The sequence below is a fragment of the Nostoc sp. TCL26-01 genome, assembly GCF_013393945.1.
GTDB lineage: Bacteria > Cyanobacteriota > Cyanobacteriia > Cyanobacteriales > Nostocaceae > Trichormus.
On the sequence record NZ_CP040297.1, the window covers coordinates 4,974,523 to 4,995,145 of the forward strand.

Annotated in this window: 20 protein-coding genes and 1 tRNA gene; 13 read left to right on the plus strand and 8 right to left on the minus strand. The window is 41.6% G+C overall.

Annotation, left to right across the window (positions count from 1 at the left end; genetic code table 11):
• Positions 1 to 15: 15 nt before the first annotated feature.
• Positions 16 to 930: a TauD/TfdA family dioxygenase gene (locus tag FD725_RS21500; RefSeq protein WP_179050030.1), complete on the plus strand. Its 915-nt coding sequence runs from the start codon at positions 16 to 18 to the stop codon at positions 928 to 930.
• A 347-nt stretch (positions 931 to 1,277) separates the two neighbouring features.
• On the opposite strand, the gene FD725_RS21505 is transcribed toward FD725_RS21500, so the two are convergent.
• The 3 genes from FD725_RS21505 to FD725_RS21515 all read right to left on the minus strand — a co-directional run bounded on the left by FD725_RS21505 (position 1,278) and on the right by FD725_RS21515 (position 3,900).
• A tRNA-Arg gene (locus FD725_RS21505) sits at positions 1,278 to 1,350 on the minus strand.
• A 40-nt stretch (positions 1,351 to 1,390) separates the two neighbouring features.
• Positions 1,391 to 2,593, minus strand: a complete 1,203-nt coding sequence (locus FD725_RS21510; RefSeq protein ID WP_179051633.1) for a murein hydrolase activator EnvC — start codon at positions 2,591 to 2,593, stop codon at positions 1,391 to 1,393.
• A 104-nt stretch (positions 2,594 to 2,697) separates the two neighbouring features.
• Positions 2,698 to 3,900, minus strand: coding sequence for a hypothetical protein (locus FD725_RS21515; RefSeq protein WP_179050031.1), 1,203 nt, complete (start codon positions 3,898 to 3,900; stop codon positions 2,698 to 2,700).
• A gap of 423 nt (positions 3,901 to 4,323) precedes the next feature.
• On the opposite strand from FD725_RS21515, the gene FD725_RS21520 reads away from it, so the two are divergent.
• From FD725_RS21520 to FD725_RS21555, 8 genes are all read left to right on the plus strand, one after another.
• Entirely contained in the window at positions 4,324 to 5,274 is a 951-nt protein-coding gene (locus FD725_RS21520; RefSeq protein ID WP_179050032.1) for an ABC transporter ATP-binding protein, read from the plus strand.
• A 41-nt stretch (positions 5,275 to 5,315) separates the two neighbouring features.
• On the plus strand, positions 5,316 to 6,995 hold the full coding sequence (locus tag FD725_RS21525) for a hypothetical protein (RefSeq protein ID WP_179050033.1): 1,680 nt from the start codon (positions 5,316 to 5,318) through the stop codon (positions 6,993 to 6,995).
• 250 nt (positions 6,996 to 7,245) lie between these two features.
• Positions 7,246 to 7,839 (plus strand): nucleoside monophosphate kinase, encoded by a 594-nt coding sequence (locus FD725_RS21530; RefSeq protein ID WP_179050034.1) that lies wholly within the window; start codon positions 7,246 to 7,248, stop codon positions 7,837 to 7,839.
• 225 nt (positions 7,840 to 8,064) lie between these two features.
• The gene (gene rph / locus FD725_RS21535) at positions 8,065 to 8,778 is read left to right on the plus strand and encodes a ribonuclease PH (RefSeq protein WP_179050035.1); all 714 of its coding nucleotides are present in this window, start codon (positions 8,065 to 8,067) and stop codon (positions 8,776 to 8,778) included.
• Between the two features lie 320 nt (positions 8,779 to 9,098).
• A complete protein-coding gene (pgl, locus tag FD725_RS21540) occupies positions 9,099 to 9,821 on the plus strand; it encodes a 6-phosphogluconolactonase (RefSeq protein ID WP_179050036.1) in 723 nt (240 codons plus the stop codon).
• 355 nt (positions 9,822 to 10,176) lie between these two features.
• A complete protein-coding gene (locus tag FD725_RS21545; protein WP_179050037.1) occupies positions 10,177 to 11,019 on the plus strand; it encodes an FHA domain-containing protein in 843 nt (280 codons plus the stop codon).
• Positions 11,020 to 11,123: 104 nt separating this feature from the next.
• Positions 11,124 to 11,870 (plus strand): M50 family metallopeptidase, encoded by a 747-nt coding sequence (locus FD725_RS21550; RefSeq protein ID WP_179050038.1) that lies wholly within the window; start codon positions 11,124 to 11,126, stop codon positions 11,868 to 11,870.
• Between the two features lie 135 nt (positions 11,871 to 12,005).
• Positions 12,006 to 13,847, plus strand: coding sequence for a VWA domain-containing protein (locus FD725_RS21555; RefSeq protein WP_179050039.1), 1,842 nt, complete (start codon positions 12,006 to 12,008; stop codon positions 13,845 to 13,847).
• Positions 13,848 to 13,951: 104 nt separating this feature from the next.
• On the opposite strand, the gene FD725_RS21560 is transcribed toward FD725_RS21555, so the two are convergent.
• The 4 genes from FD725_RS21560 to FD725_RS32630 form a co-directional block, all read right to left on the minus strand.
• Complete coding sequence (locus FD725_RS21560; RefSeq protein ID WP_179050040.1) at positions 13,952 to 14,650, minus strand: DUF6745 domain-containing protein; 699 nt, start codon at positions 14,648 to 14,650, stop codon at positions 13,952 to 13,954.
• The gene (locus FD725_RS21565) at positions 14,650 to 14,991 is read right to left on the minus strand and encodes a hypothetical protein (protein WP_179050041.1); all 342 of its coding nucleotides are present in this window, start codon (positions 14,989 to 14,991) and stop codon (positions 14,650 to 14,652) included. The genes FD725_RS21560 and FD725_RS21565 overlap by 1 nt, the downstream gene beginning before the upstream one ends.
• Positions 14,992 to 15,075: 84 nt before the next feature.
• Positions 15,076 to 15,255: a hypothetical protein gene (locus tag FD725_RS21570; protein WP_256871688.1), complete on the minus strand. Its 180-nt coding sequence runs from the start codon at positions 15,253 to 15,255 to the stop codon at positions 15,076 to 15,078.
• A gap of 23 nt (positions 15,256 to 15,278) precedes the next feature.
• On the minus strand, positions 15,279 to 15,407 hold the full coding sequence (locus tag FD725_RS32630; RefSeq protein WP_256871690.1) for a hypothetical protein: 129 nt from the start codon (positions 15,405 to 15,407) through the stop codon (positions 15,279 to 15,281).
• Between the two features lie 290 nt (positions 15,408 to 15,697).
• On the opposite strand from FD725_RS32630, the gene tatC reads away from it, so the two are divergent.
• Positions 15,698 to 16,492 (plus strand): twin-arginine translocase subunit TatC, encoded by a 795-nt coding sequence (gene tatC / locus FD725_RS21575; protein WP_179050043.1) that lies wholly within the window; start codon positions 15,698 to 15,700, stop codon positions 16,490 to 16,492.
• Positions 16,493 to 16,664: 172 nt separating this feature from the next.
• Here tatC and FD725_RS21580 read toward each other — a convergent pair whose 3' ends face one another.
• Entirely contained in the window at positions 16,665 to 17,702 is a 1,038-nt protein-coding gene (locus tag FD725_RS21580; RefSeq protein ID WP_179050044.1) for an isochorismatase, read from the minus strand.
• 70 nt (positions 17,703 to 17,772) lie between these two features.
• On the opposite strand from FD725_RS21580, the gene FD725_RS21585 reads away from it, so the two are divergent.
• The 3 genes from FD725_RS21585 (at position 17,773) to FD725_RS21595 (ending at position 20,487) form a co-directional block, all read left to right on the plus strand.
• Positions 17,773 to 18,954, plus strand: a complete 1,182-nt coding sequence (locus FD725_RS21585; protein WP_179051634.1) for an AGE family epimerase/isomerase — start codon at positions 17,773 to 17,775, stop codon at positions 18,952 to 18,954.
• A 43-nt stretch (positions 18,955 to 18,997) separates the two neighbouring features.
• Positions 18,998 to 19,597 carry a Uma2 family endonuclease gene (locus FD725_RS21590; protein WP_179050045.1) on the plus strand — a complete coding sequence of 200 codons (600 nt, stop codon included), beginning with the start codon at positions 18,998 to 19,000 and terminating at the stop codon, positions 19,595 to 19,597.
• Positions 19,598 to 19,854: 257 nt separating this feature from the next.
• Positions 19,855 to 20,487 (plus strand): MotA/TolQ/ExbB proton channel family protein, encoded by a 633-nt coding sequence (locus FD725_RS21595; RefSeq protein ID WP_179050046.1) that lies wholly within the window; start codon positions 19,855 to 19,857, stop codon positions 20,485 to 20,487.
• The last annotated feature ends 136 nt before the right edge of the window (positions 20,488 to 20,623 follow it).

Here is a 20,623-nt window from a genome sequence, read left to right on the forward strand (position 1 = left end):
TGGAGAGATAAACATATGGGTTCTCAATACTTTGACATCAAACCAATTGCCGGACGTATCGGTGCAAAAATTATCGGTGTTGACTTGAATAGTCATCTAAGCGACGAAATTATCAGCGATATCCGTCAAACGTTAGTTAAATACAAAGTTATCTTCTTTCGGGGGCAGAACCTTGATGCTGAGGGACAAGTAGCCTTTGCTCGGCGGTTTGGAGAAGTTACCACAGCTCATCCTACAGTACCCTCACTTGCCGACAATCCCGAAGTTTTGGATCTCAACTATGGCAATACAGTAGCACGGGCGAATAACTGGCATACTGATGTCACATTTGTTGATCGTCCCCCTCTGGGTTCTGTTTTGCGATCGCTAGTCATTCCCCCTTCTGGTGGTGATACTATCTGGGCTAACTCTGTCACTGCCTACGAAGATTTACCAACTCATTTACGTAACTTAGCTAACGAACTTTGGGCAGTACACAGCAACGCCTACGACTATGCAGCTGCCGTAGTTGATGTTCCAGAAGCAGTGCGTGCTTATCGCGCAGTTTTCACCTCGACTGTATACGAAACTTTACACCCAGTTGTGCGCGTTCATCCTGAATCTGGAGAACGTGGTTTATTTATTGGTGGTTTTGTCCGCCGCATCCGTGGCTTATCACAGCACGAATCCGACGAAATTATCAAATTGTTACAGGCTTATGTGACTCGTCCAGAGAATACAGTGCGGTGGCGTTGGCAAGTTGGTGATGTCGCATTCTGGGATAACCGGGCTACTCAACATTATGCGATCGCTGATTATGGCGATCAACCCCGTCATGTACAGCGTGTAACCATTGTTGGTGATATTCCAGTGGGTATTGATGGTAAACAAAGCGAAGCCATCAAAGGTGATTCCTCTGCTTACAACCGCCGGGAACCTGTTCTGGCGTAGGCAAGGAAAAGTGCCGAGGATGAAGAGTTAACAATTCAAAATTCAAAATTCGTCTTGAAAAGTTTCCTACGGCGGGAAACCCGCCTACAGAACTTTCCGCAAAATTCAAAATTAAAGACAGTTGAGTTGGGGATTTAAACCCCAACTCAACTGATACTAAGTGTAGACGTAGGGGTCTTAAACCCTTGATTTTAAGATAAGGAAGAATACTCTGTTGACAAAAAATAGAGGTTGAAAGCTTATACTACCTCCCGCTACCTAACGCCCCTTGTGGGCGTACCCCTCCCGGAAGCAAGGTACAACTAAAATCCCTATTAGGGATTAAAACTTCTTTTATCAAAAACCAACGAGCGCGGAGGGATTTGAACCCCCGGCCAACAGAACCGGAATCTGTTGCTCTATCCACTGAGCTACGCGCCCTTGTACTGGTTGATTATATCATATTGTGAGACTTTTGACGCTACAGATAGTCGGCGGGGTTGACAGGAGAACCATTGCGGCGGACTTCAAAATGGAGATGTGGCCCGGTAGATAATCCCGTGGAACCAACAGCAGCGATCGCCTGTCCTCTCTGCACTGCTTGCCCCTCAACAACGTATAATTCACTGGTGTGACCGTAGAGTGTGGTGATACCATTGCCGTGGTTGATGATTACAGCTTTACCATAGCCACCATACCAACCTGCAAAAATCACTGTTCCCGAATCAGCTGCCCGAATTGTACTACCATAGTTTGCTGCAAAATCTAGACCGCTATGAAAGCGGCGATAGCCGAGAATGGGATGTATCCGCCAACCAAAGGGGCTACTAGTAGGTGCATTGCTGGGAAAAGCAAATAATCCTGTGCCTTTGATAATGACGCTATTACGGCTATTAGTTTTTGCTTGGGCTGCTTCTCTGGCTTGGGCTTCAGCTACCTTTTGCTGAATTAAGACTGCTAAATTTTGAGAATCCCTATCTAGCTGGTTTTGGGCTGCTTCTAGGGCGAGGCGATCGCTATTGAGGCGTTGAATCAAGTCTGATTGGGATTGGGCTTGGGTTTGATAATCTGCTTTTTGCCCCAATAGTTGTTCTCTGATCAAAGCTACCGCATTTTTCTGTTCTTCTACACCTGTTTTTTGCTGGTTGATGAGATTGGCTTGGTTGTTGAGTTTGGCTAAGATTTGCTGATCTGCTTGGTAGACTAACTTCAACTGATAACGACGGCTGATAAAATCGCCAATATCTCGACTTTGCAGTAACACAGCCCATCCTTGGCTAATTGGCGATCGCTGAAGATATCTTAATCGGGCGACTGTGGCTACTTGTCGTTCTTCATAAGCACGTTCTGCTATCGCTAAATCTGTCTCTAATTTTTCTAAGCGTTGACTAGCTTGTTGTAGTCGCAGTTCGCTATCTTGAATTTGAGTGTTTGTGGTTTGCAAGTTTTTCGCTATCCCAGTCAAGCGATGTTGGGCTGCTTGTTGTAGATTAGTTAAGCGATCGCGTTCCTGAATGACATTTTGCCGTTCTTGCTGAATCTGTTGCTGCTGCTGTTTAAGTGTATCAATTGACGTTGAGGTATTTGCCAAAGCTGGCATGAATACAAACAATGTCCACAAAATACAGCAAAATGCTGTGAATAATCCCAATAATCTTGTTTTTTGCACAATTAGCGCTTTCATGCCGTTACATTCAGCCAGAGAATTGCCAGCATAAACAGTATCTTGCCCAAAATGCACAAGAATCTAACATTAAAAGGGAACAGGCAATGGGGAAATCCCCATAATTAATCTAGGTGAAACTCCCCAAAAATTTTGGGGTTATATTGGCTAGAAATCCAAATAGAATAACCTGGTTTCAAGGATATGTCTGGCTTCCATTCATAAACTCCGTCACTCGGAGTATGGGAAGCAATATTTTTAATCAATTGTGTATTATCGTACAATCCGATTTTTACATCACCATCAAGATTATCCCGCCATAATATGAGATAAGGCTGATTTTTTGCTAAAATTACCTTCCCCGCAGGCTGACTAACAAAAATACGTGGAGAAAGCTGCTTTTTACTTTTTCTCCGAAACCCTAAATAGTGCGGTAGTTTAGAAAAGCTAGGTTTTTCAGCTAAATTAGATAGTTGTGGAAGGACAATATTTTCTTTTTGAGAATTGAATAAATATGTTGAAGTACCACCATCAACTGTAATGATATCTCCCTTAACTCCTAATTGACGTAGTAAACTAGCTGCTTCATCTAACGTAGCTTTGTTCACCGTCATAATTAACATTAATTCATCACCCTTGATACCATCTTTATTCAAAGTACCAATGACTTGATACTTGTTTGCTGGATTTTGGGCTAAAACTTTTGCTGGGTGATCACTGTAATGGTAAGTAACGATCGCATTTTGCACACTTTTTTGATTTAGAGGCGTACCGCTAACAGGATTGTAGTCAGTGATATATGCTTGCTTATCGTCCCAAACTAAAGCTTTCAGACGAACTCTACTATAAAACTGATCTTTTGGTTGCCTAATAGGTCCATAAGGGCTAGTTCCACCACTAATCACTATACCATTGAGTTTAATTGGGAATGATAGCTGTGTGCTAGATTGATACTGCTCAAAAAAAGAGCAATTAATCAGAGAAAAAACATCATTATTGTAAAGTTGTTTATATTCTTTTGATACTTCAGAAAACAATTTACTCTGAAAAAATGGGCTAAAATATCCTTCTTCTCCTTTATAATATTTTCCCTGATTTACACCCATTCTATCGACTTCTCCAATCAGTTGATCAATGTGCATTTTTGACAAATCGATAATTTGCAAATAAGCTTCATTCCCATTGTTTAAATTTTTCTTATATAACCCAGCGCCATCTATAACTTGAAGAGGCTGATAAAAAGATAAAGGTGTAAAAGCATAGGAAGTTAATAAACTGCTTATTAGCAGTATTGAAAAAAATACAATTAACGATATAATTCTTTGCATAATTACCTTCTCCAAACATCTGGTAAATTCTGAGAGTTAAAACGGCGATCGCTCCTGTAGGAATCATAGAAGACTACTGTTTTGAAGCCCATGCTGTTTAAAATAAATAGTTTAAAGTCTAGCCATACGTCGAATTTACCATCTACTGGCTGTAAAATGCGTCGCTTACCGCTAACTCTACAAGATACACTCTGAAATAGTCACATAATAGATACTTGAATATAGAGGTCAAACAAAAATTAGGAAATTATACTCATGTCAGAAATTTAAAACTTAGGAGTGACTGTAGCGGAGTATAGTGTTGCACTCCCCCTATATTATCCCTCTAGCCTTGAATCCAGTTTCAATTTCTGCAACGAGATGGGCATAGTTGTTACATAGAGGTTAAGTTAGTTTGTAATTAACAGCCGCACTCTAGCAGCTATGGTAAAAGAATTAGCAATTCGTACCTGTGGATTAACCAAGCAATTTGAACGGCATATTGCTGTGCATAATATTGACTTAGAAATTCCTACTGGTGAAGTATACGGACTGATAGGGCCGAATGGCGCGGGGAAAACTACTCTCATCCGGATGTTGGCAGCAGCTGAAGAACCAACTACGGGTGAAATATATATTAGTGGTGAATACTTACGTCATGATCAGAGTAATCATACTCTCAAGCGTCGTCTGGGCTACTTACCTGATGACTATCCCTTGTATGAAGACTTAACCGTTTGGGATTATTTGGATTATTTTGCCCGGTTGTATCGTTTGCGAGAACCACGACGGACGCAACGCTTGCATGAAGTTTTAGAACTGATTCAACTTGGTAATAAACGTCATAGCTTAATTTCTACCCTGTCGCGGGGGATGAAGCAGCGTTTGAGTTTAGCGCGAACGATTATTCATGAACCAATTTTACTTTTCTTGGATGAACCTGTATCTGGACTTGACCCGATTGCTAGGATGCAATTTCGAGAAATTATCAAAGCCTTGCAAGAAGCGGGAATGACGATATTAATTTCGTCTCATGTTCTCAGCGACTTGGCAGAACTTTGTACTTCTATCGGCATTATGGAGTTGGGTTTTTTAGTAGAAAGTGCTACACTCTCACAACTATATCAAAGACTGTCTCAGCAACAAATTTTGTTATCCACATTGGGTGATTTAGACTCGCTTGTGAGTGAGTTAAAAAATCATTATTTAGTGGAAGAATGGGAAATTATACCAGAAAAAAATAGTGTGAAGGTGAATTTTTCGGGGCGAGAAGAAGATGCTGCGGAATTGTTGCGATCGCTCATTTATTCTGGTATCTCTATAACTGATTTTCGCTGCATTCAAGAAGACTTAGAAAGTATTTTCTTAAAATTAGGACACAAACAAGCTTCTTAATGGTTCAGTAATCATCACAGCCTATTTTTGGAGTTTTACTGATGCTAGACAAACTAGGTGAATTTAACCCTCAACTCTTACGAGAAATTAAAGGACGTTGCAAAAAACTTCATATTCTGCCAACTATCACTATATCTTTTCTCATTCAGCTAGGAATATTTCTTTATTTCCAATCTCTGTTGCCCAATCAATACAAAACTTATGCAAATAAGTACTGTACTGGAGGGATTCAATCTGGCATAACTCAATGCTTATTCGATAGTCGTGGTAATGAATTAATCAACTGGCAATTATGGTTTCATGAAATTTTTGGATTGCTAAGTTTAGTCATGATTTTTGTGCTGATAATTGGTGGAAGCTATCTACTCATCAGCGATTTAGCTACTGAGAAACGACGGGATACTCTCAACTTCGTTCGACTTAGCCCCCAATCACCACAAAGTATTCTCATTGGTAAGATACTTGGTGTTCCTATTTTATTGTACTTGGGAGTATTGTTAGCAATACCTGGACATTTGTGGTTGGGAATAAATGCTGGGATTCCCTTCAGTATAATTTTGAGTTTTTATGTGATTTTGATAGCTTCTAGTGTATTTTATTATAGTATTTCCTTGCTATTTAGCCTAGTTTTTACTTGGCTTTGGGGATTTCAAGCTTGGTTAGGAAGTGGCTTAATTTTAGGTTTTTTCGTCTTCACACAGCAAGCGCTAAACTATGGAGCATTAATTAATTATCCCTTTGTGATCTTCAAGCTAGTTAATCCATATTTTTTTATTCCCTATTTTGCGTTTGGTTCTTTATTTACATCTCAAAGTTCAAGCTTTGCGGAATTTAAATGGTTTGGTATTCGATTAGGAACTAGTTTTTTAGCTACAGTCGGCTTTACTCTACTAGTGTACTTCTTAGGAACGTATTTTATCTGGCAATCTTTAGAGCGTTGCTATCTTGATCCACATACTACAATGTTGAGTAAAAAGCAGAGTTATTTACTAACTACTAGTTTTGCAATTGTTACTTTAGGATGTGCAAATTGGCAAGAATTAGTTTTTAGTGAGCGATATAACTCATCACTTATGACAGAGAATATAGCTTGTTTAATGGGTCTGGATTTCTGGCTGTTCTTTTTTTTAATTGTAGCATTGACACCAAATCGGCAAAAATTACAAGACTGGACACGCTTTCGCTATATTCCTAGTTCTCAACTACTAATTAATAAAAAGTTAACTAAGGATTTAATTTGGGGTGAAAAAAGTCCAGGATTAATAGCGATCGCTATCAATGCCATTATTGCTAGTGCCTGTTTAGAATTCTTTGTGGCTGTCACGCCAAATAACAGTGGTTATAAAGTTCTTACTTTGATATCTTTAGTTTTTGCTACTAGTTTAGTTGTCATTTATGCAGCTTTAGTGCAACTATTTTTATTCATGAAAAATGGACAAAGAATATTTTGGGCGCTCGGTATTGTGGGTACTCTGATCATTTTGCCACCCATCATCTTGATAACATTTTTCGGTTATCCTGGAGTACACAATATAGTCTGGTTATTCTCTGTTGCTGCACCACTTGTGACTTTGTACTCAACTGAAGGATACATATCACTAACAAGTATTCTATTAGGACTAATCGGACATGGGGTAATTTTAAGTGTACTGCTGTGGAAACTAAACGACCAACTGAAAAAAGCAGGAGCATCAGCCAGCAAAGCACTAATGGCAAATTAACGCACTTGGGATAAAAATTTGTCAATTATTAATATCTCCTACTACGTCACCACTTCAAGATTTAAAATTTGTTTGCAAAAGTTTGCACTCCTTTCCTATGGTTCCTTACGGGTACAGAGAAGCAAGCTGTAATGGGGAGAACTTTCTCATCTCCCCATCTCCCCATCTCCCTCAATGTTAGATTTCCTCTAGGGTTGGGCAAAACAAATTTATTATGTGGTAGACATTATTGGTTGAGGAGTGAATTTTTGTGAGATTAGTGATTCTGGGAGGTTCAGGATCGGGGAAAAGCACTCAAGCACAAAGACTTTGCAGTCACTTTGCCGTTCCTCAGATTTCTACGGGTGAGATTTTACGAGATGTAGTATCTGGGGATAAACCCCTTGACGGTATTTACGGTGATCTTAAGGAATTAAGCCGTTACGCAAAGCCATACATGGTGAAGGGTGAACTAGTTCCCGATGACATGATCATCAGGTTAATTCAGTCGCGCTTAAAAAAATCAGATGTCAGTTGTGGTTGGATTTTAGAAGGTTATCCCCGTACTGCCTTCCAAGCGGAAGAGTTAGACTTTTTGCTGGATGAATTAGAGCAAAAGCTAGATTGGGCAATTTATTTACAGGTATCAGAGGCAGTTATGGTCAGTCGCTCTTTAGGGCGTTCTTTGCCTGATGATCAACCAGAAATTGTCCAGCGTCGGGTAGAAGTTTTCTACGATCGCACTGTCCCCATTTTAGAATATTACGACCGTCGTCGTCGTTTGTTAACAATCAATGGCGAACAGTCACCAGAATCAGTACTGCAAAATATCCTAACACTGTTGATCAAATCAGTTACCAGTTAACAGTTAACTGTTACCAGTTAATAAACGTTCACTGTTCACTTTTGACGGTATCTTAAGGCATGAGGGATAGGGAATAAGAGAGGCTAAGTCAACAAAAATCAAATAGGAATCTTTTATTTTTATAATTTTTCAGATGCTGATCCTGCGATACAGTACGTAAACGAGTTGCAGCACTAAGGTAACTTTAAGGCAGTATTCCACAATTAAAAATTAGAGGCAACTCTTATGGTTTGGCAGCGTCCTGATGGCCGAGAACCCTATGAACTCCGTCCTGTGACATTTCAGACTGGGTTTACTCGCTTTGCTCCTGGTTCAGTACTGACTGTATGTGGCGAAACTAAAGTACTTTGTACGGTTAGTGTTACGGAAGGAGTACCCAAGTTTTTGGCGGGTAGTGGTAAAGGTTGGTTAACAGCAGAGTATCGGATGTTACCATCAGCGACTCAACAACGCCAGGAAAGAGAATTAATGAAATTGTCTGGACGGACACAAGAAATTCAACGCTTAATTGGACGTAGTTTACGAGCAGCCATAGATTTTGAGGCATTAGGAGAGCGAACTTTAACAGTAGATACAGATGTTTTACAAGCTGATGCAGGTACAAGAACAGCAGCAATTACAGGCGGATTTGTCGCTTTAGCCCAAGCAATATCCCAATTATTAGAGAAAGGGGTATTAGAGCGATCGCCTCTGTGTGGACAAGTAGCAGCAGTTTCTGTAGGTTTGTTAGCCCAAGAACCATATTTAGATTTAAACTACATCGAAGATGTGGCAGCAACAGTAGATTTCAACGTGGTGATGAATCAAGACTTGAATATCATTGAAGTCCAAGGCACAGCCGAAGAAGGCAGCTTTAGCCGTACACAGTTAAATCAACTACTAGATTTCGCCGAAAAAGGCATTCAGCAACTGTTAATCGCGCAACGAGAGGCAATGTGAGTGCTGAGTTAGGGAGTGATGAGTGCTGAGTAGGGGAGTGAGGGAGTGAGGGAGTGAGAGAGAAGAAGAAAATCTATTGCCTATTGCCTATTGCCTATTGCCTATTGCCTATTGCCTATTGCCTATTGCCGCCCCATTCAACCTTTCGTGCCAGTGACTACTGACAAGCGCCCGTTGAAAATGATAAGGATTATATTGACCTATCCCTCTAAGTGAAGTAGAGAAATGCTTTTGATGTTAAGAGTTTCAAAAGTTCAAAAGGGGGGCTGTCAGAAGTTAGGTATTGTATTGCTGGAAGTCGGCAATGTGATGATGAAGCCATGAAAAAAACGGTAGAAGTCTTACCGGATCAAACAGCATTGATAGCGCGATCGCTGGATTTGATCCTGACCAAGTTAGATACTGCTATCAAGGAACGGGGGCAATTTACCATTGCCTTATCTGGTGGTAGCACACCTAAGCCGTTGTATGAAGCGATCGCCAAGCAAAAATTACCTTGGGATAAAATTCATGTTTTTTGGGGAGATGAACGTTATGTTTCTCCAGATCATCCCGATAGTAACGAATTGATGGCGCGTACTGCATGGCTCAATCGGGTGGATATACCTCCAGCTAACATTCATGCCGTACCCACTCTAGATAATAATCCGGAATTGTCAGCTACCAAATACGAACAGCATCTACAAGCATTTTTTCAGGTTGCACCAGGAGAATTCCCGGCTTTAGATGTGGTGTTGCTGGGCATGGGTGATGACGCGCATACGGCATCTTTGTTTCCGCACACAGCAGCTTTACAAGTGTGCGATCGCCTGATTACCGTAGGTAACAAAGATGGCAATCCCCGCATCACTTTTACATACCCATTTATTAACGCTGCGCGGAGTGTAATTTTTGTAGTGGCAGGTGCAAATAAACGTCCAGCCCTAGCTCAAGTCTTTGCACCCGTGGCTGATGACTCTACTTATCCATCCCGTTTAATTCAACCCCAAGGGGAATTGTGGTGGTTATTAGATGCAGCCGCAGGTGCAGGGAATAGGGAATAGGGAATAGGGGACAGGGGACAGGGGGACAAGGAAGGGGACAAGGGGACAGTTTTTCCCCGATTGCCTCACTCAGCACGGGCTAAACGCCCCGCTACCGCTCTAAGCGCAGCCATGCCCGTTCGCGTAGCGTCTCCTTGAGGAGAAGGGCTTTACAGCACTCAGCACTCCCCCACTCCCCCACTCCCTTAGTTTTTGTAATTGTTAAAATCGGAAGCTAGAGTCTCACACTTGCCGCATTTTCATGTCTGACGACAGGCCAGCAACTTTGGGCGGATACGGCAAGAATAGCCGCCCAAAGTTATTTTGCTTGTTAGCAATATATTTTTAGGATGCTCTTGAACAAAGGCTTAAATCAATGATCGTCTGTCCTAACTGCAATCACCCCAATCCAGATGGCGCTGTCCAGTGTGAAGCGTGCTATACGCCGTTACCTGCTACTACTAATTGTCCTAATTGTGGCGTAACTGTGCAAGCGGATGCTGCTTTTTGTGGTCAATGTGGCTTTAACTTGCACTCGTCGGCAGCTGCACCTGTGGCTACAGTGGCGACAGTGGCTCCTGATATCCCAATGGAAGTGCCACCATTAGTTAACCCCGATCCACTTTTAGAATTGTTACAACCCAATGCTTTAGGCTTAGATCCTGTAGCTAACCAAAATCCACTAGAGGCTTCTGCCATACCACCAACGGCAATGGCTGCACCGCCAGAGACACCCGCAGCACCACCACCAACTGTTGTTGCTACTCCTGTAATGGCGGAACAAAGTATGCCAACACCTCCGCCCGAACCTGCACCAGAACCAGAACCAGTTCCGGTTCCAGTAGCGCCACCAGTTGCACCTCCATCTCCTGCCAGAACGCAATTACAACAGGTAACAGCCTGGTTAGTTCATGTTCAAAGTGATAGAGAAATTGAATTGTCGCCCAATTTGTCTGTAATTCACATTGGCAAACCGAACGATCGCATTCCTCCCGATGTTGATGTCTCCGGGTTTTCCAATTCTGAGATTGTCTCACGGATACACGCAGATATTCGCTTGGAAGGAGATGCTCACTATATAGAAGATGTTGGCAGTTCTAACGGCACTTACATTAACAATTTACCGCTTTTACCAGGTAATAGACACCGTCTCAGACCAGGCGATCGCATCAGCTTAGGTAAAGGGGATTTAATGACATTCCTGTTTAAACTCGCTTAACTCAGGGTATGGGGGTGTAAGGCTGTCCATCTTTGTGGACAACTCTTACACCCTATCAATCATCCACAATAGTAATAATTACGAATTACGAACTACGAATTACTATGGCTGAACCAGGGAAACAATTTGACACCTTGCTACATCAAGAAGCCCCACCGGCAGTGGAACGGATGGGACTAACTTGGTTAATAGGAGCTGCGATCGCTACAGCTTTACTGTGGCAAGTTCCAGGAGGTGACTATATTTTATACCCATTTACTATTCTGGCTACTTGGTTTCATGAAATGGGTCATGGCTTGATGGCATTGTTATTAGGTGGGCAGTTTCAGAAGTTACAGATTTTTAGTAATGGTTCTGGTGTTGCTACCTATGCCATCAGAACATCATTTGGCCCGATTGGCCCTGCTTTAGTTGCCGCCGCCGGGCCAATGGGGCCACCGCTTGCTGGTGCGGCTTTAATTTTAGCTTCCCGCAGTTTTCAAACCGCTTCCCTCAGTCTCAAAATTTTGGGGAGTTTTTTACTAATTTCTACATTAATTTGGGTACGTTCCTGGTTTGGATTTGTGGCTATTCCTTTACTAGGTTTAATTATCTTAGGAACTGCTCTCAAGGCTCCCCGATGGGCGCAAGGATTTGCCATTCAATTTTTGGGTGTGCAAGCCTGTGTGAGTACTTATCATCAATTAGATTATCTATTTAGTTTTTCGGCTGGCCCCTTGGGCATTTCTGATACAGCCCAGATCCAAAAGTATTTATTATTACCTTATTGGTTTTGGGGTGGATTAATGGCGATCGCTTCTCTCATCCTACTGGTGCAGAGTCTCCGTGTTGCCTATCGTTCAGCACAGTAGTTTCCAGTTTTACATAACAGTTAAATTTGAGTTCAGGACGACTTTTGGGCTGACTGGGTAAACTAAAAGCAACACTTGTTGTCTCCGGATGATCAAGATAACCAGTGATGAAAAATAATTGCGAAGGTTTACAAAATGATCAAAACAAGTTACACATTTGACCAAGCAATATTACCTGTTGGTGCTTCATCAAAAACTAATCTGTTACTGCGGTTTCGGGTTGATACACCTGAGTCTCGCCGACGTGATCTTAACTTATCGCTTGTAATTGATCGTTCTGGCTCTATGGCAGGCGCACCCTTGTTTCATGCACTCAAAGCTGCTGAATCTGTAGTGGATCAACTTGAGGCAAATGACATTCTTTCGGTGGTTGTCTATGATGATACCGTGGATACTGTTGTCCCACCTCAACCTGTGACTAACAAATCTGCATTAAAAAATGCGTTAGGCAAAGTTTACGCAGGTGGTATTACCAATTTATCTGGGGGATGGCTCAAAGGTTGCGAATATGTAAAAAACCAATTTGACCCCCAAAAAATCAACCGTGTCCTGCTATTAACCGATGGTCACGCTAATATGGGTATTCAAGATCCGCAAATACTCACAGCCACAGCTGGGCAAAAAGCGGAGGAAGGCATTATCACAACTACATTGGGTTTTGCCCAGGGTTTTAATGAGGATTTGCTGATTAGCATGGCAAGAGCTGCTAATGGTAACTTCTACTTTATTCAAAGCGTTGATGAAGCTACCGAAGTGTTTAGTATTGAGCTAGATAGTCTCAGAGCAGTGGTAGGGCAAAACCTGAAAGTAACGCTGGAGTTGGCTGATCATGTCAATCTTGTAGATATTTTAAGTCTCGCTAAAGTCAGCCACAATCAGGTTAATCAACCTGTGATGACATTAGGCGAACTGTACGAAGGTGAAGACAAACTTTTAGGATTAAGTCTAGAAATTCCCTCAACTCAAATCGGCGCATTACCTGTGATGAAGCTACATTACAGTGCTGATGTGGTGGAAGATAATATCATTCAAAGCATTTCTGGGACAACAGATATTGTGGCTCAAGTTGGTACAGTTGAGGAATCAGCTTTTGCCTCTTCTAGTCATATTATTCTTGATTTAACCCGTTTAACTATTGCTAAAGCTAAAGAAACTGCCCTCGATTTGGCAGAACATGGTAAGCACCAAGAAGCTGAACAAATTCTCCGTTCTCTGGTGGAAGAACTGCGAAATAAAGGCTTAAATGAAAATTTTGAGATTGCTGAGGAAATAGATCAGCTGGAATATTTCGCCGGACGCATTGCTCAAAAAGCTCTGGGTAATGCCGGACGTAAAGAACTGTTGGATCAAACATATCAGACAATGACGCGCAATCGTAGTGATTTAGCGGGTCGTGGTGTGACTGCGGGAGAAGAAATATACGCAATTCCCACAGTCAATGAAGTTGGTTCAGGTGTGGAATTGTCCTGTGTGCGTGAAGGGGGTAAGTTACGGGTTAAGGTCGTATCTGATGGTTATGATGCCAGTAAAAACGTTCAGTTTCCCCGCGCCATGCGTGCGGAGGGGGCGCGCTACGTTGTGGAAGGGGTCGAACTTTCCCAAGATGGCAGTTTCTATCGGGTACGTGGCACAATTAACCGCTTTGCTAAACCCGGTGAAACTGATATCTTTGTTGCTAGGCGATCGCCAACAATCAGCAGTGGTAAAACTTTTAAAGCGCCAGCTAGCGCTGCTAATCTTCCTACTACTGACACTGTAGATAGTGGCATTCTTGTTCAGTGTGTCAAAGATGGTAGCAAGTTGCGTGCTAGGGTAGTTGCTGACGGATATGAGCCTGATTGGAATATGCGCTTTCCTCGCTCAATCCGTGAAGAAGGTATGCTCTATGTTGTTGATGAAGTCAAATTAGCCCCTGATGGCAAATCCTATATTGCCTGTGGTGAAATTAAGCGTTTTGTTCAACCCAATACTGTGTAAACTGGGGAATGGGGCAGAGTTGTGATTGAGATAGTAAACAGTGAAGAGTGAACAGTAAACTTTTATTAACTGATAACTGATAACTGGTAACTGATTTGGTCAGCTTAGGCTTCAATTACGGGATGATATTCATCAGGATTAGTAAACCCGGCAACCCAGGCTGCTGCTTGATGGCAACTTTGCATATAGGGGGGAACACGGAGGATATGAGTGTGTCCTGTGGATGGGCAAGTTACCCGCAAAACCATCAGGGCTTCGTCATCCTCAAAAGGAATATACACTAGTTGACGTTCCCCGCCTACATCACGATCGCGATCGCGGATCAACCCACCTACCTGTTGTAAAAATTTCTCGTATCCCAGCCGTTCAATTAGCACACGGCGTAATTCTACGTTGTCTGTATTCAGGATATCTTGTCCTGTAATAGACTCGGCAGCAAAGATGATTTGATCACTAACCTGTACACCCCGCCAGCGCAAAACAAAACCATGTCCTGCACCTAAATTGCTAATTCCACTCCCAGCTAACTCAATCCATTGGGTAACATGAAGACCTTTAGGAAGATGAGTTAAATTTACGCAGTCGCTAATATTGAGGGTTTCACAAGTGAGATTTTCGGGCAAATGATCAAGCTGTGACGCACCGCTTAAATCTAAGTTACCCAAAACCCGCATCCCCTCCCAAGCACGATTTTCCAGGATGAGTTTTCGGGCAAGTTCAGCCGATACAGGCTGCTCATGTAGGTTTGGGCGTGGCTTCGCTACTTTTTTTGGCACACGTCCCTTAGACATCAAACTCAGCATTAATCTTCCACCTCTACGTAAGCATCAGGGCGGTACTCTCGTTGTCGCCAAACGTGATAAACTCCTGGCGGTAATTCAATCGGCCGATGCTCCTCATGAACTAAAGTAGCGCCTGTTTGTTTGACCTCTAGAAACAGTTCACTACCATGCACCCATAACTGAACAGCCTGAGTCTGTTGGATACGATGGCTGTGTCCTGTGAGTTCCCCATGAGCGAGAATAGTACCTACGCGCTTTTGAGCGTTCTGAGGTATGGTAACAATACGTTTAATTAAAACGTCACCGTGTCTATAAAGAGCGTTAGCTAAATTCACTTGAAAGTTTTTACTGTGATTCAGCATATTTAGTTACAACGAAAAATTTATATTTCGCCTGAGAAAAGCTGATTTATTATAGTACATTAATACTAAAAAATCCAGACTGGGCTAATCTTTACATCTACGTTGACGCAAACAATCACCTGTTTGTTCATCTCTAGCTGAAATTCGCCAAGTTTGCCTATGCTCAACGATAGAAGATACACTCAAAATACGATTTGTCAAACTGGACAAATCATTACTGACCAAATTTACCCCGGCATTGTAAAAATAAATGGGCAATGCCATGAGGGTAATGCAAATCCTCCTATTCATACCAACCTCAGCAAAAATTTCCGATCGCTTGATTTGTAGATACCACCTGATGAACCGGAATTCAAAAACTGAGCATTGTTGACTAATGCTGCCACCCATCGCCACAGACGTGATTTAATCACCACTGTTCCGGCTTTTTGAGGAGATGAATTTGTGACTAATTATGCAGATACTACTCAAAAAACATCTTGCACGACTTACGCATCAAGGCTGTCTAGGATTACCAACCAAGAATATTCCCAAAATGCAGAGTCAAAAGTCGGTTCATTCCTATATATTCTCATAATCTCATATAAGTTCTGTTTATTTGCATCCCAAACCCATAATTTAATTTTTGCTTTGAATGGGTTAGTCCTGTTGTCGTAGTTGCTTCCCCAGATACAATAGTTAGCAAATGTTGCCTACCACTTGACTCATGACCCCCTCACAAGACGTAGATACCAGAACCACCCCTGACATTGATACAGAAGGATATGGCAACTCAGAAATGGAGGCTCAAGATGAGTTGCCAGATGAAGTGGAAATGTCTCTATTTGACCATCTCGAAGAGTTACGCCAACGGATTTTTTATGCCCTAATTGCTGTAGCAGTAGGTATTGTTGGCTGTTTCTTTGCTGTCAAACCAATTGTCCAACTCTTAGAAGTCCCAGCCCAGGGAGTAAAATTTCTCCAACTAGCACCAGGAGAGTATTTCTTTGTTTCTCTCAAGGTAGCCGCTTACAGTGGCTTGTTGCTTTCTAGCCCTTTCATCCTCTATCAAATCATTTTATTTGTGCTTCCAGGTTTAACTCGCCGTGAACGTGGGTTACTTGGGCCGATAGTTTTAGGTTCAAGTGTGCTGTTTGTAGCTGGTTTAGTATTTGCCTATTTACTTTTAATTCCCGCCGCGTTGAATTTTTTCATCAGCTATGGTGCAGATGTTGTCGAACAATTGTGGTCAATTGACAAATATTTTGAATTTGTGCTGCTGCTATTATTCAGTACTGGTTTAGCATTTCAAGTCCCGATTATTCAATTGTTATTGGCTAATTTAGGCATAGTTTCTTCAGGTAGAATGCTTGCTGGTTGGCGCTTTGTCATTATGGCAGCAGTAGTCTTAGGCGCTGTTCTCACTCCTTCTACAGATCCTCTAACTCAAAGCTTGTTGGCTGGTGCAGTACTTGGGCTTTATTTTGGTGGGATTGGTTTAGTAAAGCTGACAGGTAAATAGCGAATCAGTTATAGCAGGAAACAGGAAACAGGAAACAGGGAACAGGGTTGAAAGTCTATTAGTGTATGAATTTTGTGGTCAATTCTGTATCTCATTCAAGTGAATACCGCTATATCAGTTATCAGTTATCAAAGTACTGATAACTGATAACTATTGAAATTCATCTATCAAATTAAGATGAGATTGGCATAGGTTCAGTAGATTTAATGATGTGCATTCCTGCTGCTGCAAACCTAGCAAACGCCGCATCGGCTTGTTCTGTGTAGTCCACAACTCCTGGAACTACGACAGGGGAAGTACAATCTTCTAGCAAGTAAACTTTTTTAGCAAGACTAGGATCTATGTGTTGGATTTCTGTTAATAAATCATCAATCGTCCAAGCAACACAATGACTTTTAGCTTGTCCAGCAATGATGACAGCATCAAATTCTAAAAGTTGCTGAATTAGGCGCTGGTTTTTTTGCGCTAGAGGATTTTCATCAAACCCAATTAAAACTTCTGGACGCAAAACAGAATAATTTTCTGTTAAAGGGTTATCACCTTTAATTTCAAATTGGGTGGGACTTTGACGAACCAGACTATGAAAAAATATCGCTTCTTCGACTGAGGCAACCAAAGCATGACCAATTCCTCCCAACATAGAATGATAAGGCCAAACTATTAAAGGATACTTGCCATTTTGACTGAGTTGTTTGACATAGTGGTAAGCGTGTTTTTTTAATAACTCATAATCACCATGAGTAATGCTGTTAGCTACATCTGGATTAACTTGCCAAATACCTTGATCAATATCTGTCGGAGAGATATTGGTAACTGCTGGTATGGGGTGTTCACCTAACTGATTTACCCAAAAAATTGGGTGAAATATTTGTGTTGCTGTATGAGTATCTAGGGTAGGAATGATTTTGGTAATCACGCCTAAATGATGATAGATAAATTCACAGATTCTTCTATTATCGTCAACTGCTCCAGTTCCAGATTTACCACCAACAAATAACTCAAATCCGGGAATACAGAAAGTATTCTGAACATCTATCAGTAATAGGCAAATACGAGTTTGATCTAAGATTGCAGGTTGAATATTGTGTTTTTTTTGCCATGCTGTTGCTGCTGCTGCTCTTTCTTGATAGGGTACACGCCAGACTTCGCTAACTTTTTCTGAGTGAAAGTGAGGAGGAGTGGGTAATTGAGTTGTGATGAGATTATTCATATAGCACTCTGATTTGCTTCCGGAAATTACTTATAATTAACGCTGTTGGTTTGGAACAGGAGAGGATATGATGAGGCAAGATTGGCAACAGCTAGCAGAACTGTACAAAAATACTCTCCTTGATCATGTATTGCCCTTTTGGGAAAATCACTCCCTCGACTGGGAACAAGGCGGTTACTTTACTTGCCTCGATCGCCAGGGTAAAGTGTATGATACAGACAAATTTATCTGGTTGCAAAATCGCCAAGTTTGGACTTTTTCTATGATATGCAACCAGTTAGAAAAACGGGAAAACTGGTTGAACATTGCCAAAAATGGGGCTAAATTTTTAGCTCAACACGGCCGAGATGCAGAGGGTAATTGGTATTTTGCTCTCACTCGCACAGGGGAACCATTAGTTCAACCCTACAATATTTTTTCTGATTGCTTTGCAGCAATGGCATTTAGTCAATATGCCCTAGCCTCTGGTGCAGAATGGGCCAAAGATGTCGCTATGCAAGCATATAACAACGTTCTCCGCCGCCAAGCAAATCCCAAGGGAAAATATACTAAAGCTTACCCCGGCACACGTCCCATGAAATCTTTATCTGTGCCGATGATTTTAGCCAATCTCACTTTAGAAATGGAGTGGTTGTTATCTCCGGAAACGTTGGAAAAAGTCTTAGCTGCAACTGTTCAAGAAGTGATGGGTGATTTTCTGGACACAGAACGGGGGTTGATGTACGAAAATGTTGCTCCTGATGGTTCCCATATTGATTGTTTTGAAGGACGACTAATTAATCCTGGTCATGGGATCGAGGCGATGTGGTTTATTATGGATATTGCCCAACGGCAAAACGACAGCAAAACTATCAACCAAGCTGTTGATGTAGTGTTGAATATTCTCAATTTTGCTTGGGATAGTGAATACGGCGGCTTGTACTATTTTATGGATGCTAATGGTCATCCACCACAGCAACTAGAATGGGATCAAAAATTGTGGTGGGTACACCTAGAATCGTTGGTAGCATTGGCAATGGCTTATCGCTTAACAGGACGTACAGACTGTTGGGAATGGTATGAAAAAATGCACGATTATACTTGGGCGCACTTTGCCGACTCAGAATATGGCGAATGGTTTGGCTACCTAAATCGCCGTGGTGAAGTATTATTAAATCTGAAAGGTGGCAAATGGAAGGGATGTTTTCATGTACCCCGTGCTTTATATTTGTGCTGGCAACAGTTTGCTGCTTTGAGTTCACAGTCAAGTTAATTTTAAATTAGGCTAAGACTAGAGATTTTTGGTAATTGGTCTTATGAGTGTTGTCACACCAAAGCGATTCACTATAGATGAATATCATCAATTGATAGAACTGGGATTTTTAAAAGAAGGCGATCGCATAGAATTAATCAGAGGAGAATTAATCCAAATGGTAGCTAAGGGAACGCCTCATACAGTCTGCGGTTCTATTCTCTGTCGTCAATTAGATCGACTTTTGGGTGACACAGTTGTGATTCGTAGACAAGACCCAATTACTTTACCCAATCAGAGTGAACCAGAACCAGATGTAGTTATTGCACGCGGGAGAGATGAAGATTATCTCGCTCATCATCCCTACCCCCAAGATATTTTACTAGTGATAGAAATTTCCGATTCTACATTAACCTATGACCAAACCAAGAAGTTAGAAATATATGCAGAAGCAGAAATTTTAAATTATTGGATTGTAGATTTAAATGCTCTTCAACTTGAGCGTTATAGTCAGCCTTATCAAGATACTCATGGTAAATTTAATTATCTGAGTAAACAAATTTCTTTACCAAATCAGTCCGTAGCTATTCCTGGGTTTGAAGATATTTCATTAGAATTGAGTCGAGTTTTTCTCTCAAGCGCAACTGACAAGGATAAACTCTGATGAATGGAGTCAATAGCCAATCCTTTTCCCTACAAGACGCTACGCAAACCAGGAATTCAAAACCAATGACTAATGACCAATGACTAATGCTAATCCCGAATTTCTCACGAAATTTATCAAACCGAAGTCCAGAGGCTGTATGGGCGGGTTAACGAGATATTCGTGAATGATTGAAGCATATTTGTGAACCCGCCCCTACCATTTTGTGAGAAATGCAGGTAATCTGGGTTTGCATCAATTGAGTTAAGCAATAATAGATGGCAATTAATAATTTATTTCAAGCAGGTGGCGTGGTGATGTGGCCTCTGCTGGCATTTTCGTTACTAGCAGTTGGGTTGATTATTGAACGTGTGAGTTTTTGGGTGAGAATTAGTGGTAAGCAAAACCGTGTAGTGAAAGAAGTACTAAAACTTTATCGTCTGGATAATGTAGTTGGTGCATTGGAAACATTGCAGCAACATACAGATTTACCCATCGCGCGGATTTTTCTGGCTGCTTTAGAATTAGAGGAACCAACACCAGAGGAATTTCGTTTGGCTTTGGAAAGTGAAGCCCAAGCGGAAATACCTATACTCAAACGCTTTCAAAGTATTTTTGACACTATCATTGGACTTGCACCTTTACTCGGCTTGCTGGGTACTGTTTTGGGATTAATTACTTCCTTTGCTGCTTTGGATATTGGTGATGTCGGTGGCACAAAAACCGCAGGTGTCACATCGGGAATTAGTGAAGCTTTGGTGTCTACAGCATCAGGATTAGTTGTGGCAATATTTACCCTGTTTTTTGCTAACAGCTTTCGTGGACTTTATCAACGCCAGATTGCTTGGATTCAAGAGTATGGAGGACAGTTAGAATTACTCTATCGTCGTCGCTATGAAAGAAGAAGTTAGCTAGAAGAGAGACGGGTGACAGGTGATAGGTGACAGGTGACAGGTGATAGGTGACAGGTGATAGGTGACGGGTTATAGGTGACAGGTGATAGGTGACAGGTGACAGGTGACAGGATTAAAAGTTTTTTTATTGTAA

Bases quoted from the DNA above. Each gene is read 5' to 3' on its own strand.
- FD725_RS21500 (WP_179050030.1), top strand. From the start codon at position 16: ATGGGTTCTCAATACTTTGACATCAAACCAATTGCCGGACGTATCGGT.
- FD725_RS21510 (WP_179051633.1), bottom strand. From the start codon at position 2,593: ATGAAAGCGCTAATTGTGCAAAAAACAAGATTATTGGGATTATTCACA.
- FD725_RS21515 (WP_179050031.1), bottom strand. From the start codon at position 3,900: ATGCAAAGAATTATATCGTTAATTGTATTTTTTTCAATACTGCTAATA.
- FD725_RS21520 (WP_179050032.1), top strand. From the start codon at position 4,324: ATGGTAAAAGAATTAGCAATTCGTACCTGTGGATTAACCAAGCAATTT.
- FD725_RS21525 (WP_179050033.1), top strand. From the start codon at position 5,316: ATGCTAGACAAACTAGGTGAATTTAACCCTCAACTCTTACGAGAAATT.
- rph (WP_179050035.1), top strand. From the start codon at position 8,065: ATGGTTTGGCAGCGTCCTGATGGCCGAGAACCCTATGAACTCCGTCCT.
- pgl (WP_179050036.1), top strand. From the start codon at position 9,099: ATGAAAAAAACGGTAGAAGTCTTACCGGATCAAACAGCATTGATAGCG.
- FD725_RS21545 (WP_179050037.1), top strand. From the start codon at position 10,177: ATGATCGTCTGTCCTAACTGCAATCACCCCAATCCAGATGGCGCTGTC.
- FD725_RS21550 (WP_179050038.1), top strand. From the start codon at position 11,124: ATGGCTGAACCAGGGAAACAATTTGACACCTTGCTACATCAAGAAGCC.
- FD725_RS21555 (WP_179050039.1), top strand. From the start codon at position 12,006: ATGATCAAAACAAGTTACACATTTGACCAAGCAATATTACCTGTTGGT.
- FD725_RS21560 (WP_179050040.1), bottom strand. From the start codon at position 14,650: ATGCTGAGTTTGATGTCTAAGGGACGTGTGCCAAAAAAAGTAGCGAAG.
- FD725_RS21565 (WP_179050041.1), bottom strand. From the start codon at position 14,991: ATGCTGAATCACAGTAAAAACTTTCAAGTGAATTTAGCTAACGCTCTT.
- FD725_RS21570 (WP_256871688.1), bottom strand. From the start codon at position 15,255: ATGGCATTGCCCATTTATTTTTACAATGCCGGGGTAAATTTGGTCAGT.
- tatC (WP_179050043.1), top strand. From the start codon at position 15,698: ATGACCCCCTCACAAGACGTAGATACCAGAACCACCCCTGACATTGAT.
- FD725_RS21580 (WP_179050044.1), bottom strand. From the start codon at position 17,702: ATGAATAATCTCATCACAACTCAATTACCCACTCCTCCTCACTTTCAC.
- FD725_RS21585 (WP_179051634.1), top strand. From the start codon at position 17,773: ATGAGGCAAGATTGGCAACAGCTAGCAGAACTGTACAAAAATACTCTC.
- FD725_RS21590 (WP_179050045.1), top strand. From the start codon at position 18,998: ATGAGTGTTGTCACACCAAAGCGATTCACTATAGATGAATATCATCAA.
- FD725_RS21595 (WP_179050046.1), top strand. From the start codon at position 19,855: ATGGCAATTAATAATTTATTTCAAGCAGGTGGCGTGGTGATGTGGCCT.